Raw genomic sequence first — 14,061 nt, 5'->3', positions numbered from 1 at the left:
AGCGTCAGTGATTCGAGTCCCGCGTTCCCGTACCGCCAGTCTGGCCACATATTCGTCGGTCATCCTGCTGACGGCCGTCTTGGGAAGCGGATGCGGCACCCAGAGCGCCCCTCCGCCCTCGGCAGGGAAGGGAACGACCGCCCCTGGCGAAGGCAAAGCGAGCGCGCCCGCGCCCCGCGTGCTGCTCACCAGTCAGTTGGAAGCGGTCCTGCCGAACCAGTTCAGCATTCCGGCGGACCTGGACGAGTCCCGCACCCGCAAGGCGTGGGACAACTCCGATGCCACGTACTGCCAGTCCGAGGGCTGGCCGGACGAGTGGTGCGGTGAGGCGCTCGCCGTGGGGCTGGCGGCGTTCACGAACCTTGAGGATCAGGAATTGGCGATCCGGCTCATCTCCTTCTCCAACAGCACGACAGCTGCCCGCTTGTTCCATGGCGAAGGCGCGGTCGACGAAGTGGGCGAGAACCCCCCTGGTGACGAGATCGACGGCTTCGAGATCGAGCAGCCGAACGGCGCGCCGACCTGGACCGGCAAGGGAATCAACGTGCGGCAGGGCGCCGTCATCGCGAAGATCGAGTACACGTGGAAGGCTGGCACGGCCATCCCGTCCGACCGGCTTCGGTCTCTCACCGACATGGTCGTCCAGCGTATTCAGCAGGCGCAGGCCGGCAAGCCGCCCACGGCCTCAGCCCGATGAACCACGGACGCGAGGGTCGAAGAGGGGGAGCAGCGGTGAACCGCACGAAAGAGCGCCTAGCTGCACGCTTTCGCCAGGGGCGGCGCGACGACCGCGGGTTCGCCAGCGTCGAATTCGCGGTGCTGGCCCTGGTGGTGCTGGCGCTGGTCTTCACCACCATCCAGGTCGGCCTGTACTTCCATGCCCGCAAGGCCGCCCAGTCCGCAGCACGCCACGGAGTTGAGGCAGGGCGTGCCTTCGGCTCCAGCGAGGGTGACGGCGTCGCCGAGGCGCAGGCCTTCCTCGCCCAGTTCGGGGGCAGCGTCCGCGGCGCGAGCGTCTCTTCGTCGGGCAGCTCCGCCGAAGAGATTCGCATCACCGTGCGCGGCAGCGTCGCCACCCTCGTCCCCGGCCTGGAGCTCCACGTCACCCAGTACGCCGACGCCCCCATCGAACGCTGGACCACCCCATGACCGCCCGCACACAGCGCCGACGACGGACACGCGGCCCTTACCGCGACCGGGGCAGTTACGCGGTGGAAACTGCGGTCCTCGCCCCGGTGATGATCGCGTTGCTGCTCCTGATGGTGGCGTTCGGCCGGGTGATCGACGCCGACGGCGCCGTGGACTCCGCCGCTCGCGCCGCCGCCCGCGCTGCCTCCCTGGAACGCGACGCCGGCAGCGCCCAGAGCAAAGCGCAGAACGCGGCTGCGCGAAGCCTGGAGGGGGAGGGCATCACGTGCCGGACCTCCAGCGTGACGGTGGACACCGCGGGCTACTCGCTCGATATCGGAGCAGAGGCAAACGTCACCGCGACGATCGCGTGCACCGCGGACCTGTCCGACATCGGTCTGCCTGGCCTCCCCGGCAGCAAGACGCTCCGCGCATCGTGGACCAGCCCCATCGACACCTACCGGGGGCGCCAATGATCCGCCGACTCCGCAAGCGGATGGCCGCGCGGTACGCGGCGCTGAAGAGCCGTGACCGCGGCTTCATGTCGGTCTTCTTCGCCCTGACGACGATCGCGATCCTGATGGTGATGGGACTGCTGGTCGACGGAGGCGGCGCCTTGAACGCCGGCAACCGCGCCACCTCGCTCGCCCAGGAAGCCGCCCGCACCGCCGGCCAGCAACTCGACCCCGCGCAGGCGATCGAAGGCACCGCCATCACGATCGACCCGGACGCCGCCGTAGGCGCCGCCCAGGACTACCTCGCCGCCGCCAACGTCCAGGGCGACGTCCGGATCAGCGACAACGGACAGACCCTCAACGTCACCGTCCACGACACCTACACCACCTACTTCGCCCAGTTCATCGGCATGGCAACGATCAGCGTCACCGGCACTGCCAAGGCCCATCTGCAGACCCAAGCTGGAGGCTGATCCCCCATGGCCCACCGCATCCCCGCCCCACTGCGCGCCGTCGGCACCCTGCTGCGGGCGCTGCTCGGCCTGGCCCTCCTGACGGCCCTGGTCGGCGGCGTGCCCTATCTGCTGCTCAAGGTGGGCCACCAGCCGGCCGAACTCTCCGGCAGCCTGGACCTGCTGACCCAGCAGGATGACGGATCACTGTTCCTCGTGGTCCTGACCTGTATCGGCTGGGTGGCGTGGGCGGCGTTCACGTTCTCCGTCCTGGTGGAGCTCGTGGCCGTGCTGCGCCGCCGGTCCGCTCCCCGAATCAGGGGCCTCGGCGGCATGCAGTCCCTCGCCAGCTTCCTGATCGGTGGCATCGTGCTGCTCGCCCCGACCGCCGCCTCCGCAGCCACGGTCACTCCCGCAGTCGCCGCGACCGCGACGCACACCGCCGGGCAGGACACCGGCAGCGCATCGGCGAAGCACGAGAAAACGCGGACGGACGGGGCCGGGCTGCGGCACACCGTCACCTCTGCCACGGAGTCACCGTGGGAGCTCGCCCAGACGTATCTCGGCAGCGGGCTCCGGTGGAAGGACATCGCGGCTCTCAACCCCGATATCCCCGAACTCGCCGCCGGCGACCAGTACCTGCCCAAGGGCGCGATCATCACGCTGCCCGCCGATGCCCGACCCCCAGCTGCAACCAACACCGCTTCCGCTTCTGTCTCTTCCGCCGCCAAGGCAGGCACCACAACCAGCGCGCAGAGCGCACAGGACGAGGCTGCCGGCTCTCAGACGTCGTACACCGTCCAGTCGGGCGACGACCTGACAAAGATCGCTAAGAAAAAGCTCGGTGACGGGGACCGGTGGCCCGAACTGTACGAGGCGAACAAAGGCGAGAAGCAACCGTACGGGCAAGTCTTCGACGATCCCGACCTGATCTATCCAGGCCAGGTAATCGCCCTGCCGGGCAGCGGCCAGGCCGCCGGATCCGACATGGACACGGACTCCCGCCCCGGCTCCGATTCCGGGGAGAAGACCCCCGCCCCCGACGAACACGAGGCCACCACTCCGCCCGAGGCGGGCACTCCCCCGCCGGCGCAATCGACTCCGGATACCGAGTCACCGTCAGCCACCGCCCCCCACCCCGGTCATAGCCGCACGGCGTCGCCCTCCCCCACCGTGACGCCCGCACCCGGCACGGAGACGCTGGCACCGGGCAAACCGACGCCGTCGGCCACCGTCGCCGCAGAGGACCAGCAGACGACGACCGGGATGCGGGCCGGCATGGTCGGCCTGGGAGCCACCGGCGTCCTGGCCGCGGGACTCGTGGGAACCCTGGCCTCCCGGCGCATCCTGCAGCAGCGCCGCCGCCGTCGCGGACGCCGGATCCCCATGCCCTCCGGCCAGGCCGCCCTCACGGAAACCGCGCTGCGCAGCGCGGACGCCGGCGAGGAACTGACCGTGCTGGACCGTGCGCTGCGGACCGCAGCCGCAGCCCTCGCCGAAGAGAACCGGCCGCTTCCCACGCTGGCCGCGGTACAGCTCGGCACCGAAGGGGTCCGGCTGCACCTGGACGCACCCTCCCCAGCGGTCGCCCCGTTCACCACTGATCCGTCGCAGAGCACGGTCTGGTGGTGCCCGGCAGACTCCGGCGAGCTGCTGCCCCTGCCGGAAAGCCGGGAAGTCGACCCGCCCTATCCGGGGCTGATCGCGCTGGGCGAGGACGACCAGGGCGCGATCGTGCTCGTCGACCTGGAGCACATCGGCGCGCTCCACCTCACCGGCGGCCTGCGCAATGAGGTCCTGCGGACCCTCGCGCTGACGCTGGCGCTCTCACCGCTCGCCGAACAGCTCGACATCGCGGTCGCTGGCGAGGACACCGCCCCCGGACTGGCCATGCTGGACAGCGACCGGGTCACCCCGTACCCGGACCTGACCGACGCGGTACAGGCCCTGCAAGCCCATCACGCGGAGCAGCAGCAGGCCCTGGACGGGCTCGGCAACGGGGACGGCCCGCCGCCGATTCTTCCTACGGAGGAGGTGGGCGGCCTGTGGCCGCTGGTCGTCGTGGCGGACCTGGATTCCTGCCCGGCTCCCGAGGGGACGCAGGAATTCCTGTGGGATGTGCTGGGTCAGCAGCCACGGTCAGCGGTGGCCGTGGTCACCAGCAGCACCGCCGTACCGGAGGATGCGGGCGAAGCGTGGTCGGTGGACACCGATCTGCCGTACATCACCGTTCCGGGCACCGCGGTCTGCGTCGCGCTGTCGGTGTGCTCCGATGCCGAGTACGCCGACATCCTGGATGTCGCACTCACCGCGGACGCACCCGGTGACGTGCCCGCACCCGCACAAGAGCTGGCCGCCGCTGCGGAAGTCATGGAGAGCCATAGCTCCCCCTCCGTCTTTCCCCCGGAACTGGAGACGCCTCTCGCACGCGACGATGCCGGGGCTGTCCGCAAGCCGGGGCTGATGGCAGCACTCGCTGACCTGGACGACGACCCCGACAACGCGGAGCACTCGACAGCCCCGCCCGCCGACGAGGAGGGCGCGGCCGGACCGGAGCCGCTGCCCACCGCATCGTCATCGCCCGGAACGCCCGTACTGCCAGCACTGTCCAGCCCCGCCCCCCAGGTCAGCTCAAGGATCCCCGCACCCACCGACCCTGAAGTCGTCACACCCGCTCGCGACACGGCCCTCCCGCTTCCCGAGCAGCCCTGCGAGTCCACCCCTGCCCCGGACCGCCCGCTGGTGCAGGTCCTCGGGACCGTCGATCTTCTCGGGGCCCGAGGCACCATCAAGTCCAACCGCAGGACGCTCGCGCTGGAGATGACGGCCTGGCTGGTGCTTCACCCCGGGGCGAACCATCACCAGCTCGACGAGGTCCTCGCACCCGGCGGACTCGTCACCCGCGACACGCGGAACACCCGCCTCGGAGACGTCCGCAGGTGGCTGGGCGCCGACGCCCAGGGCAACAAGCACCTGCCCCACGTGAGCACCCAGCCCGACAAGCTCTACCGGCTGGCCGGAGTGGACTACGACTGGGACCGGTTCCAGCAGCTGGCCCACTCCAGCCGTGCGGCCGACGGCCCGGCCGGGGAGCAGCTGCTGCGCCAGGCGCTGGAACTCGTGCACGGGCGGCCTTTCTCCGGCATCCCCTCCCGCCGGTACGCGTGGGCGGAATCCCTGGCCCAGGAGATGACTTCCGAGATCGTGGACGCGGCCGACGACCTCGCGGAGCGGTACCTCGCCCGCGGCGACGCACGCAACGCCCTCTGGGCAGCCACCCGCGGCCTGACCGTCGCGCGGGAGATGGAGTGTCTGTGGCGCCACAAGTTCCGGGCGCTGTCTCTACTCGGTGAAGAAGCCGCGCTCGAATCCTCGATCCGGCAGCTCGACGAACTCCTCCTGGAGCTGGGCTCCTCCATGGACGAGGAGACCGAGCAGGTCCTCCGCCTGCTGTAGCAGGCGTTCCGCAGGGGTACCGGGCAGGCGTCGAAGGCCCTGCACTCCCAGGGTGAAGTGCAGGGCCTCGGACGTACTGGCTGGTGCGGGTACGGTGCAGGGCCAGCAGACTGACCCAAATACTGACCCAGTTGGAAAATTGCAGGTCAGCACGTTTTCCAGTTAGAGCATCCCCTGTATCGTCCGTCCGGCGGACCGCCGCCGGTCATGAACCACGCCCCCTGTTCCGGCTACGCCCGGGGCAGGGGGCGGTTTCGTGCGTCCGGGATCAGCTCAGGGCGTCGATGGCCTTCACGATCAGGGCGCGGGCCTCGGCGCCGTACACGGCCATGCCGCGCAGCTGCTCGAAGGCATTGAGGTACAGCGCGATCTCGCTGGGCTGTGTGATGTTCACCTGGGCCGACAGCAGCTCCACGGATGCAAGGGTGTCGTCGTAGACGTGGAACGTCTCTTGTGGCCAGAGCGCTCGTTCCCGCGTGGTCAGCGGGATGATGCCCAGCGAGACCGCGGGGAGAGCCCCCACGGACAGGAGGTGTCCAAGCTGGGCGGCCATGGAGTCCGATTCGCCGAGCTGGAAGTACAGGGCTGATTCCTCAATGAGCAGCAGGCACCGGTGTCCCGGCTCTCGGATGACCTGCGATCGCTCCACTCTGGCGGCGGCTGCCTCTGCTCCATCGTCCGGGATGCCGAGCAGTCGGGCGTTCGTACTGAGCAGCGCGCTGGCGTACCCCTCGGTCTGCACGAGTCCGGGCACGAGGGTTGGCGAGTAGACGCGGAAGACCCGGGTGGACCGGTACAGCTGCACGTAGCTGTCCTGGAGTTGCCGGAGCCCGGTGCGGACCCTGCGCCGCCACTCGGTGTAGAGCGTCTCGGCGTGCCGCGAGGCGGCGATCAGATCGTCCGCTCTGGCTGGGGCCTGGCAGGTCTCGCACCAGTCGCGGATGTCCCGGGCCGAGGGGGGTGTCTTGGCATTCTCGATCCGGGACGTCTTCGCATGGTGCCAGCCGCACCCAGCGGCCAGCTGGGTCACGGTCAGGCCGGCGTCCTGCCGGAGCTCGCGGAGCTGCCGGGCCACGCCTTCGCGGGCGGAGGACGACGGTGAAATGGGCATGCGCCGTCAGAGGGTCACGGTTCAAGCGACGCCGACAGGGAGCAGCCGAGGCAGCTGAGCGCGGCGACCAGCAGGCCGGGACCATCCCCGCGGGTGCGGGGAGCAGCGGCTGAGGGCCTGGCACGTCGCGAAGCCGCTGGGACCATCACCGCGGGTGCGGGGAGCAGCAGACCATGTCGCGGTACTCGTCGGCCATGTCGGGACCATCCCCGCGGGTGCGGGGAGCAGGGTGTGAGTACTGCTGCTTGAGGCGCTTTCCGGGGACCATCCCCGCGGGTGCGGGGAGCAGTCCGACACCGTGTGAGCGATACCGGCGTCCAAGGGACCATCCCCGCGGGTGCGGGGAGCAGCCGCCTGAAGCACGGGGAGGCGTCCGATGCCGGGGACCATCCCCGCGGGTGCGGGGAGCAGTACAGGCCCTTGTCCAACATGAACATGTCCATGGGACCATCCCCGCGGGTGCGGGGAGCAGTCGACGTCACGGCCGCCGCGCTCCTGGTCCTGGGGACCATCCCCGCGGGTGCGGGGAGCAGGCTGCGGCCATGTAGTCGCCGCGCTTGCGCTGCGGACCATCCCCGCGGGTGCGGGGAGCAGCTGGCAAGCCTCTTGGGCGCCCTCATGCTCCTGGGACCATCCCCGCGGGTGCGGGGAGCAGTCGTACTCGATGTCTGCCGCAGTCGGGCGGCCGGGACCATCCCCGCGGGTGCGGGGAGCAGCACTCTAGTTCGGGAAGCTATCCAGTCGCAGAAGGACCATCCCCGCGGGTGCGGGGAGCAGGGCAACGTGGCCGCCCTCGGCACCGTCACCGCGGGACCATCCCCGCGGGTGCGGGGAGCAGACCAGCGCGCCCGGGTAGTGCTCCGCCATCTCGGGACCATCCCCGCGGGTGCGGGGAGCAGCTGTGGTGGATGAGCCGCACCGGATCTGCCGAGGGACCATCCCCGCGGGTGCGGGGAGCAGTCCTACGCGTCGGACCCGAAGCAGTCGCCGATGGGACCATCCCCGCGGGTGCGGGGAGCAGCCCTTCGTGACGGTGTGGTGCACGATGCTGCCAGGACCATCCCCGCGGGTGCGGGGAGCAGTCCGATCAGTGGTTGACGGTGGTGTCGGACCGGGGACCATCCCCGCGGGTGCGGGGAGCAGGCGCTCAGCACGTCCGGCGAGTCCGGCGTGGTGGGACCATCCCCGCGGGTGCGGGGAGCAGAAGAGGTCCGGGAAGAGTGCTGGTCAGGGAGGGGGACCATCCCCGCGGGTGCGGGGAGCAGTCACCCCGTAGTGCTGCGAGGAGCGTCGCCCGGGGACCATCCCCGCGGGTGCGGGGAGCAGGCCTCGTCGAGAAGAACCACGTCGTAGCCGAAGGGACCATCCCCGCGGGTGCGGGGAGCAGTGGGGGATCCCCGTCGACGACTTCAAACTGCGGGGACCATCCCCGCGGGTGCGGGGAGCAGGACACCGGGAAGGTCGGTGGCAGCTTCCGCGAGGGACCATCCCCGCGGGTGCGGGGAGCAGATCTCCTGCAGATTGAAGTACTCCCGGTCCGCGGGACCATCCCCGCGGGTGCGGGGAGCAGCCGCCTTCGCACGGGAGAGCATCCCGCGTGCGGGGACCATCCCCGCGGGTGCGGGGAGCAGCGCCTGCCGCAGGTGCTCGAACAGCTCACGGCGGGACCATCCCCGCGGGTGCGGGGAGCAGTGACCTCAGTGACAATGCGCTTCGCCTCGCGGGGGACCATCCCCGCGGGTGCGGGGAGCAGCAGCTGACCAAGGCCACCACCGCCGACTCCACGGGACCATCCCCGCGGGCGCGGGTGCGGGGAGCAGCTCAGCCGGTTGTCCAACGGGTTGCTCAACAGGGGACCATCCCCGCGGGTGCGGGGAGCAGCCGGCGGCCCGCTTCAGGAGGACGTCGCGCTCGGGACCATCCCCGCGGGTGCGGGGAGCAGAGCTACCGCTGTTCCCTGGGCGCTGAAACGAAGGGACCATCCCCGCGGGTGCGGGGAGCAGCTGTGCCACCGACCCGACGCACCTGGCCGTACGGGACCATCCCCGCGGGTGCGGGGAGCAGCGGAACTCGACCATGGGGCGCAGGTCACCGGAGGGACCATCCCCGCGGGTGCGGGGAGCAGAGCTCGTCGTCGTCCACGAAGTGCCCGCCCATGGGACCATCCCCGCGGGTGCGGGGAGCAGCCGGATCCACCCCACCGAGCACCCCGTAGGAGGGGACCATCCCCGCGGGTGCGGGGAGCAGTTGAACTTCCCGTAGCCGGCCGCCGCCGGAGAGGGACCATCCCCGCGGGTGCGGGGAGCAGCGGTACCGGGATTGTGACGGGGATGCCTGGTCGGGACCATCCCCGCGGGTGCGGGGAGCAGAGCCCAATGACCTTCGTGCGCCGCTTGATCGTGGGACCATCCCCGCGGGTGCGGGGAGCAGGACCTTCTTCTCTACAGGAGCGGCCATGGTCAGGGACCATCCCCGCGGGTGCGGGGAGCAGGCTGCGGCCGGTCGTGCTGCGCGCGGGGTGGAGGGACCATCCCCGCGGGTGCGGGGAGCAGCCGCCGGTACGTGGGGCATCACCGCCGGTGCCGGGACCATCCCCGCGGGTGCGGGGAGCAGCCGAACTTGTTCCGGGGGAAGTGCCGCAGCGTGGGACCATCCCCGCGGGTGCGGGGAGCAGGCCTCCTCCTCATCGGGGCGCCAGTACTGCGGGGGACCATCCCCGCGGGTGCGGGGAGCAGGTCGCCCCCAAACGCCCTCTCCTCCCGGCCGAGGGACCATCCCCGCGGGTGCGGGGAGCAGCACCCCCTCGACGAGGCGGCGGAGGGGTGGGCGGGACCATCCCCGCGGGTGCGGGGAGCAGGTAGCAGTCGCCCGCATGACCGGACGGGCCAGGGGACCATCCCCGCGGGTGCGGGGAGCAGCCCGCTGGGCTCGCCGGGTGCTGTGGTGGAGGGGGACCATCCCCGCGGGTGCGGGGAGCAGTCTGGGGGGCGGTGCTGGCACCGATCTACTACGGGACCATCCCCGCGGGTGCGGGGAGCAGGGGGGTGTTGAACTGGTACGCGTCGGCGTCCAGGGACCATCCCCGCGGGTGCGGGGAGCAGCGAGAATCCCTCGGCCTCCTGCAACGACTGTTCTTGAGTTAGCTCGGGAATGGTTGACGAGTTCCCGTCCGATCTGATTGATCGGGCGGGTTCTCGGCGTTTGAGGGGTCTGTTCGAGGTGGTGTCCGAATGAGGCCGGTGCCAGAGGCGGTTGTCTGGTGGTCGTCTGCCTGAAGTCTCGGGTGGTTCGGGTGTTTGAGGGGGCTCTGGGGCTGTGGGCGGGCGTGCGTGATCCGGCCCTGTGGTGCTGGGTCTCAGGTGGTCTCGCGGATCCCGGGCTCCATGGGCGGGGAGAGCCCGGTGGCGTCGGGCGGCCGTGCCGCAGGTCCGATGAGCGTGGCGACTTCATGAAGGGCGTCGGTTGCTTGGGCGCCGGTGGTCTGTTGCCAGCTGAAGAGGATGTGCAGGTTGATGCTGCAGATCATCAGCGCGAGCAGGATGGTCTGTGCGACTCGTCCGTGAGCGAGCCGCTTCGTGGGGTCGGAGATGTCGATGCCGTGGCTCTTGGCCCTACCGTTGAGACCTTCGATGTTCGCCCGCTCGGGCCGGTAGACGTCCTGCCAGGTGGGGTGGAGGTAGTGCCGGTCCTGGCGGAACTTGTCGAGCTTGCCGAGGTCGCCGGGCCGGACGGTGATCGTGGGCTTCTGGCAGATCCGCGGAAGCTCGCTCTTGGGCAGGGGCCGCAGTCGTTCGCCTTGGGGGATTGGGACGTTGGGTTTGGCCGCGCTGTGTGCGGCGGTGGCCCGCTTGTCGGTGAGGTCCACCACGGCCGGCCGTGGTGCCGGGACGCGGTGGACCTGGTTGAAGCGGGGACACGACACAGCGGGAGAAGGCCCGCTGGCCGGGCACTGGAGCCTGACCGCGCCCCGCTCGTCCGCGGACTCCTTGAGCCTGAGGAAGTACGGCTCGCGGGCGGTGATCAGATCGCGGAGCTCGCGGCTGTCGTCGATGCCGCGTACGGCTTTGTCGTCGAGTCCAGTGGTCGCGTGGGCCAGCGCGTCCGGCATGGCGGGGCAGGCGAGCGATCCGTCGACGAGGAGGGCGCCTTGGTGGGTGCCCTGGACGCCCCGGTGTTGCTGCTTGTAGTCGAGAACCAGCTGGTAGCCCATGGTACGGACCGGCTGGGCGAAGTGCTCGGTGATCTGGTCGGTGTAGGCGCGGTCAGCCGCCAGCAGCCCAGTCGGGAAGCCGAACGGGGCAAGCTGGGTGAGGGAGTGGACCGCGTTCGGGCCGATACGTTTGCCCGGGGTGTCCAGGACGAGGCCGAGCGCGAGCTGCGGATGACGGCTGACACGCTCACCAGCCTGCCGATGGCCGCCGGGGTGACGTCGGCTGGCAGCGACCAGGAGGCTGGCGGAGTGTCCGAAGATTCCTTCCTCGGAGCCTCCGCAGTAGTGCCAGCCAGCGGTGAGCTCGACGGAGGCCAGGCCCCGTCGTTCGCGGGCCGGCTGGTGCCAGGCGGGAATCGGAGTGGTGTCGGCGGCGATGTCGCCCCGCCAGCCCTTGAACAGGCCCCGGCGATGTGCGAGGCGGACGGTGATCAGCACCAGACGGTCGCTGACCTCCTGCAGCAGGTCCCGGCGGCGTTTGCGCTCGGCGTCCGTGTCCTCCCAGGCGGCTGCCACGTCTCTGGCCTCATCCGCGGGCAGCCGACGGCGCCGGTCGCAGCGGTGCGGGTCGAGGACTGTGGTCAGCCGGTCGAAGGAACGGTAGACACGGCGGGAGAACGCGATCCTGGCGTGCTCGTCGCCACAACTGCCCTTCGGGACACCGAGCCAGGACCGCGCAGGGGCCCGGATCTCATCGAGCAACACCCGGCAGACATCCGCGAGGCTGGCGCTCTGGTGGTAATGCAACGCCAGCAACAACCCCACCAGCACGGTGGAGCCGGGCCGCTGTGACGTCGTCCACGGGCGGCACCAGGTGCTGCCAGCGGGCCAGGGACGCGGCGGAAGCGAGTCCGGCCGCCTGGGCGATGAGGTGGTGATCGATATGTGCGCGCATCAGCTCGACGATCCACGTCGCCCGCAGCCGGCCCACCGACACCACGGGCAGATCCCGCGGCGGCTGATGGATCAGGGACCAGGAGCCGATCAGGTTCTTCGCGTACTCGACAGTCCGCCGGGGCCGGAACAAGTAGCCGCCACCCGCTCTTTCCGCCAGCTCACCCAGAACCGTGTCCCAAGCGGCCCGGGTAACAAGCGGGACCAGCCGCTCGACGCCCTGGTGCATCAGCGGCCCGTCCCGGCTCGGACGTCGCAGATCGAGACCACGACTGGCCGCGACCTCCTTCGGTGTCAGCCCCAGCCCGGCACCCAGGCTCAGCAGGGCGAGCGCATCGGTCCTCTGCTGCCCGGGCAGATGAGTGGCCCAGTGCCGCAAGCCCGCCAACTCGGCTGCGGAGTAGGGCTGGTGCGGACTGACCTCGGCATGCATCCGCGCCGGGGCAGCCTCGCCGCGCTCGCTCCAGGCCAGGGCATCGCGCACCCGCAGCAGCCATGTCCGGTACGTCCGCACGGACGACGCTTCGATGTCCCCGGCGCGCGAGAGAACGAACGCGTCGATCACCTCGTTGCGCAACCACGCGTCCGCAGACCGCTCGGTCCCCGCTGCCTCGGCCCACAACGCCAGCCGGCCTATGACGTGCAGCAGCCTCTCCACGTCATAGGGGACCGCCATCACGGCCGCGGTGACCACCGATCTGACCAGCGGCGCAACCTCCTCCCAGAGCGGCGGCGCGGCCCGCGGCCGATACCTGGTGATCTTCGCGGATGTCACGGGATCAAGAACCACGGTCCATGCATACCGGCTGGACAAGCAGCCATTCCACAGCTGATCAACTTCAACAGACAAGGTGGTGTGCGCATGGTCGGCGGACACGCCCGCGCACGCTCCCCTCGGGAACTGACCGACAATCCGGAAGCCTGGCCCGAACAGCCCAGCCCCGAGCCCGGAGCCGAGGCGGTCCGCCAGATCGCCCGAGCCCTCACCCGGGCGCTGGCCGATCAGGGACTGAGCCTGCGGGCGACGGCGACCGGCTCCGGAGTCAACCGGCAGGCCATCGCGGATCTGCTCGCCGGCCGGTCTTGGCCCGACGTGGCCACCGTCGCCCGCCTGACCGCGTTCACCGGAGGGCCGCTGTGGCCGCGAAATGTCACTACCGATCGAACTGGGACGCATTGAGCCTCGATTCGCACCCGGAACCGCACAACGGCGACCGGGCATGACGACTTCGTGACTCCGCGCTTCGAGCGAGAAAAGCATCTACTACGCTCGAAAACGCGGGAGCCACCGTTCACATGGGCGCTCACGCACATCCGGCACCGCCGAGCTGAACCCTCGGCGGTGCCACCCTCCTCGGCCGCCAACTGGCGGCCGATTTCTCACCTCATGCCGACTCCTTCCTGGCGGTGTCCGCTGTCGGTGGGCACGATCGCGAAATACGCTGTCGGCCCTTCGGCCACTCGGCCCTCCTTCGCCAGCCGCTTCAGCCGGGAACGGGTCGTCTCCACCCGCCGCGCGTTCGTGATGTCCTCGCCGATCGCCGCGCAGATGTCCTGCACCTTCATGGCCCGCCCAGCACCCGCCAGCAGCACCAGCATCCGCTCGCGCGCCACCTCCCAGCCCACGGGATCCGCAGGCGGAGCAGACGCGTCCGAGCCCGCACCATCACCCGAAGCGGAGGAAGAGGCCGAGTCACGGGGCGAGGTTCCAGGAGTCGGCACCCACACGGGCTTTTCCGCCTCGTCTCCCGCATCCCCAGCGATGCCGCCGGCCAGAAGCGATGACGCCGTCTCCCGCGTGATGGTCAGCCGTGCCAGCCGCTCCTCCGCTGCTGTGATCTTCTCCCGCAACGCGGACAACTCCCCGCGCACGACTGCTTCTTCCTCGTCCAGACGCTGAAACAGCGACGTCATCTCGTCCCTGCCAATCCCCGCAGCCAACAACTGGCTTCATGACTCCTGAAGCTCCAGGCAAAGGTAGGGGGGACCACAGCAAGATCGCAGAAGGTGACCGCCAATGCCCCCAACCGACAACTCACGCCCGCCTTGCGCTCACCTCTCACGACATACGGACAACTTCGTGTTCGTGTCGTAGCCGCGAACGCAAAGCGCTACTGAAGCCCATCTCCCATCAGGAAACGGGCTCTTCGCGGCCCCGCTGAGGACCCCTGTAGCCTCGTGGCATGGCATTCACCAGCAGTCCGCACTCGTTCCTCTAAAGCGGCGGTAGGCACAGCGGCGTGACCGCCGGACCCGATAAGCGGTCCCACGGCGCCGCTGTCCTTGGCGTACCCGCTGTCGACTGCACTGTTCGCCCAAACCGCTCCACCACATCCCCCGCATGAGCGGGCATTC

Annotated in this window: 10 protein-coding genes and 2 CRISPR repeat arrays; of the genes, 6 read left to right on the top strand and 4 right to left on the bottom strand. The window is 70.2% G+C overall.

Annotated elements, in window-relative coordinates; translation table 11 throughout:
• The first annotated feature begins 7 nt into the window (after nucleotides 1-7).
• From OG953_RS44425 to OG953_RS44405, 5 genes are read left to right on the top strand one after another with little or no spacing between them, the layout of a single operon-like run.
• Nucleotides 8-697 carry a hypothetical protein gene (locus OG953_RS44425; RefSeq protein WP_405692669.1) on the top strand — a complete coding sequence of 230 codons (690 nt, stop codon included), beginning with the start codon at nucleotides 8-10 and terminating at the stop codon, nucleotides 695-697.
• A 35-nt stretch (nucleotides 698-732) separates the two neighbouring features.
• Entirely contained in the window at nucleotides 733-1,149 is a 417-nt protein-coding gene (locus OG953_RS44420; protein WP_331736081.1) for a TadE/TadG family type IV pilus assembly protein, read from the top strand.
• A complete protein-coding gene (locus OG953_RS44415; RefSeq protein WP_331736078.1) occupies nucleotides 1,146-1,604 on the top strand; it encodes a TadE family protein in 459 nt (152 codons plus the stop codon). Before OG953_RS44420 ends, OG953_RS44415 begins: the two co-directional genes overlap by 4 nt.
• Entirely contained in the window at nucleotides 1,601-2,056 is a 456-nt protein-coding gene (locus OG953_RS44410) for a pilus assembly protein TadG-related protein (protein WP_331736075.1), read from the top strand. The genes OG953_RS44415 and OG953_RS44410 overlap by 4 nt, the downstream gene beginning before the upstream one ends.
• Before the next feature lie 6 nt (nucleotides 2,057-2,062).
• Nucleotides 2,063-5,491 (top strand): LysM peptidoglycan-binding domain-containing protein, encoded by a 3,429-nt coding sequence (locus OG953_RS44405; RefSeq protein ID WP_331736073.1) that lies wholly within the window; start codon nucleotides 2,063-2,065, stop codon nucleotides 5,489-5,491.
• A 268-nt stretch (nucleotides 5,492-5,759) separates the two neighbouring features.
• Here the strand turns inward: OG953_RS44405 and OG953_RS44400 are convergent, their stop codons facing one another.
• The 3 genes from OG953_RS44400 to OG953_RS44390 all read right to left on the bottom strand — a co-directional run bounded on the left by OG953_RS44400 (nucleotide 5,760) and on the right by OG953_RS44390 (nucleotide 12,496).
• The gene (locus tag OG953_RS44400; RefSeq protein WP_331736071.1) at nucleotides 5,760-6,602 is read right to left on the bottom strand and encodes a helix-turn-helix transcriptional regulator; all 843 of its coding nucleotides are present in this window, start codon (nucleotides 6,600-6,602) and stop codon (nucleotides 5,760-5,762) included.
• Between the two features lie 77 nt (nucleotides 6,603-6,679).
• A CRISPR array of direct repeats spans nucleotides 6,680-8,355; the repeat unit is 29 nt; unit sequence GGGACCATCCCCGCGGGTGCGGGGAGCAG.
• A gap of 98 nt (nucleotides 8,356-8,453) precedes the next feature.
• Nucleotides 8,454-9,703: a CRISPR direct-repeat array (repeat unit 29 nt; unit sequence GGGACCATCCCCGCGGGTGCGGGGAGCAG).
• Between the two features lie 254 nt (nucleotides 9,704-9,957).
• Complete coding sequence (locus tag OG953_RS44395; protein WP_405692665.1) at nucleotides 9,958-11,517, bottom strand: hypothetical protein; 1,560 nt, start codon at nucleotides 11,515-11,517, stop codon at nucleotides 9,958-9,960.
• On the bottom strand, nucleotides 11,504-12,496 hold the full coding sequence (locus OG953_RS44390; RefSeq protein ID WP_405692662.1) for a hypothetical protein: 993 nt from the start codon (nucleotides 12,494-12,496) through the stop codon (nucleotides 11,504-11,506). Before OG953_RS44390 ends, OG953_RS44395 begins: the two co-directional genes overlap by 14 nt.
• 72 nt (nucleotides 12,497-12,568) lie before the next feature.
• Here OG953_RS44390 and OG953_RS44385 point away from each other — a divergent pair, with 72 nt between their 5' ends.
• Nucleotides 12,569-12,886: a helix-turn-helix transcriptional regulator gene (locus OG953_RS44385; RefSeq protein WP_331736066.1), complete on the top strand. Its 318-nt coding sequence runs from the start codon at nucleotides 12,569-12,571 to the stop codon at nucleotides 12,884-12,886.
• A gap of 200 nt (nucleotides 12,887-13,086) precedes the next feature.
• Here OG953_RS44385 and OG953_RS44380 read toward each other — a convergent pair whose 3' ends face one another.
• Nucleotides 13,087-13,620: a hypothetical protein gene (locus OG953_RS44380; protein ID WP_331736064.1), complete on the bottom strand. Its 534-nt coding sequence runs from the start codon at nucleotides 13,618-13,620 to the stop codon at nucleotides 13,087-13,089.
• Between the last annotated feature and the right edge of the window lie 441 nt (nucleotides 13,621-14,061).

It is taken from the genome of Streptomyces sp. NBC_00057, from assembly GCF_045041165.1.
In the GTDB taxonomy this organism is placed as follows: Bacteria; Actinomycetota; Actinomycetes; order Streptomycetales; family Streptomycetaceae; genus Streptomyces.
The sequence above is the reverse complement of the archived record's forward strand: the minus strand, read 5'-3'. Positions and strand labels throughout refer to the sequence as shown.

What these genes read in the sequence shown, in the direction of transcription:
- OG953_RS44415 (WP_331736078.1), top strand. Translation starts at nt 1,146, where the DNA reads ATGACCGCCCGCACACAGCGCCGACGACGGACACGCGGCCCTTACCGC.
- OG953_RS44410 (WP_331736075.1), top strand. Translation starts at nt 1,601, where the DNA reads ATGATCCGCCGACTCCGCAAGCGGATGGCCGCGCGGTACGCGGCGCTG.
- OG953_RS44405 (WP_331736073.1), top strand. Translation starts at nt 2,063, where the DNA reads ATGGCCCACCGCATCCCCGCCCCACTGCGCGCCGTCGGCACCCTGCTG.
- OG953_RS44400 (WP_331736071.1), bottom strand. Translation starts at nt 6,602, where the DNA reads ATGCCCATTTCACCGTCGTCCTCCGCCCGCGAAGGCGTGGCCCGGCAG.
- OG953_RS44385 (WP_331736066.1), top strand. Translation starts at nt 12,569, where the DNA reads ATGGTCGGCGGACACGCCCGCGCACGCTCCCCTCGGGAACTGACCGAC.
- OG953_RS44380 (WP_331736064.1), bottom strand. Translation starts at nt 13,620, where the DNA reads ATGACGTCGCTGTTTCAGCGTCTGGACGAGGAAGAAGCAGTCGTGCGC.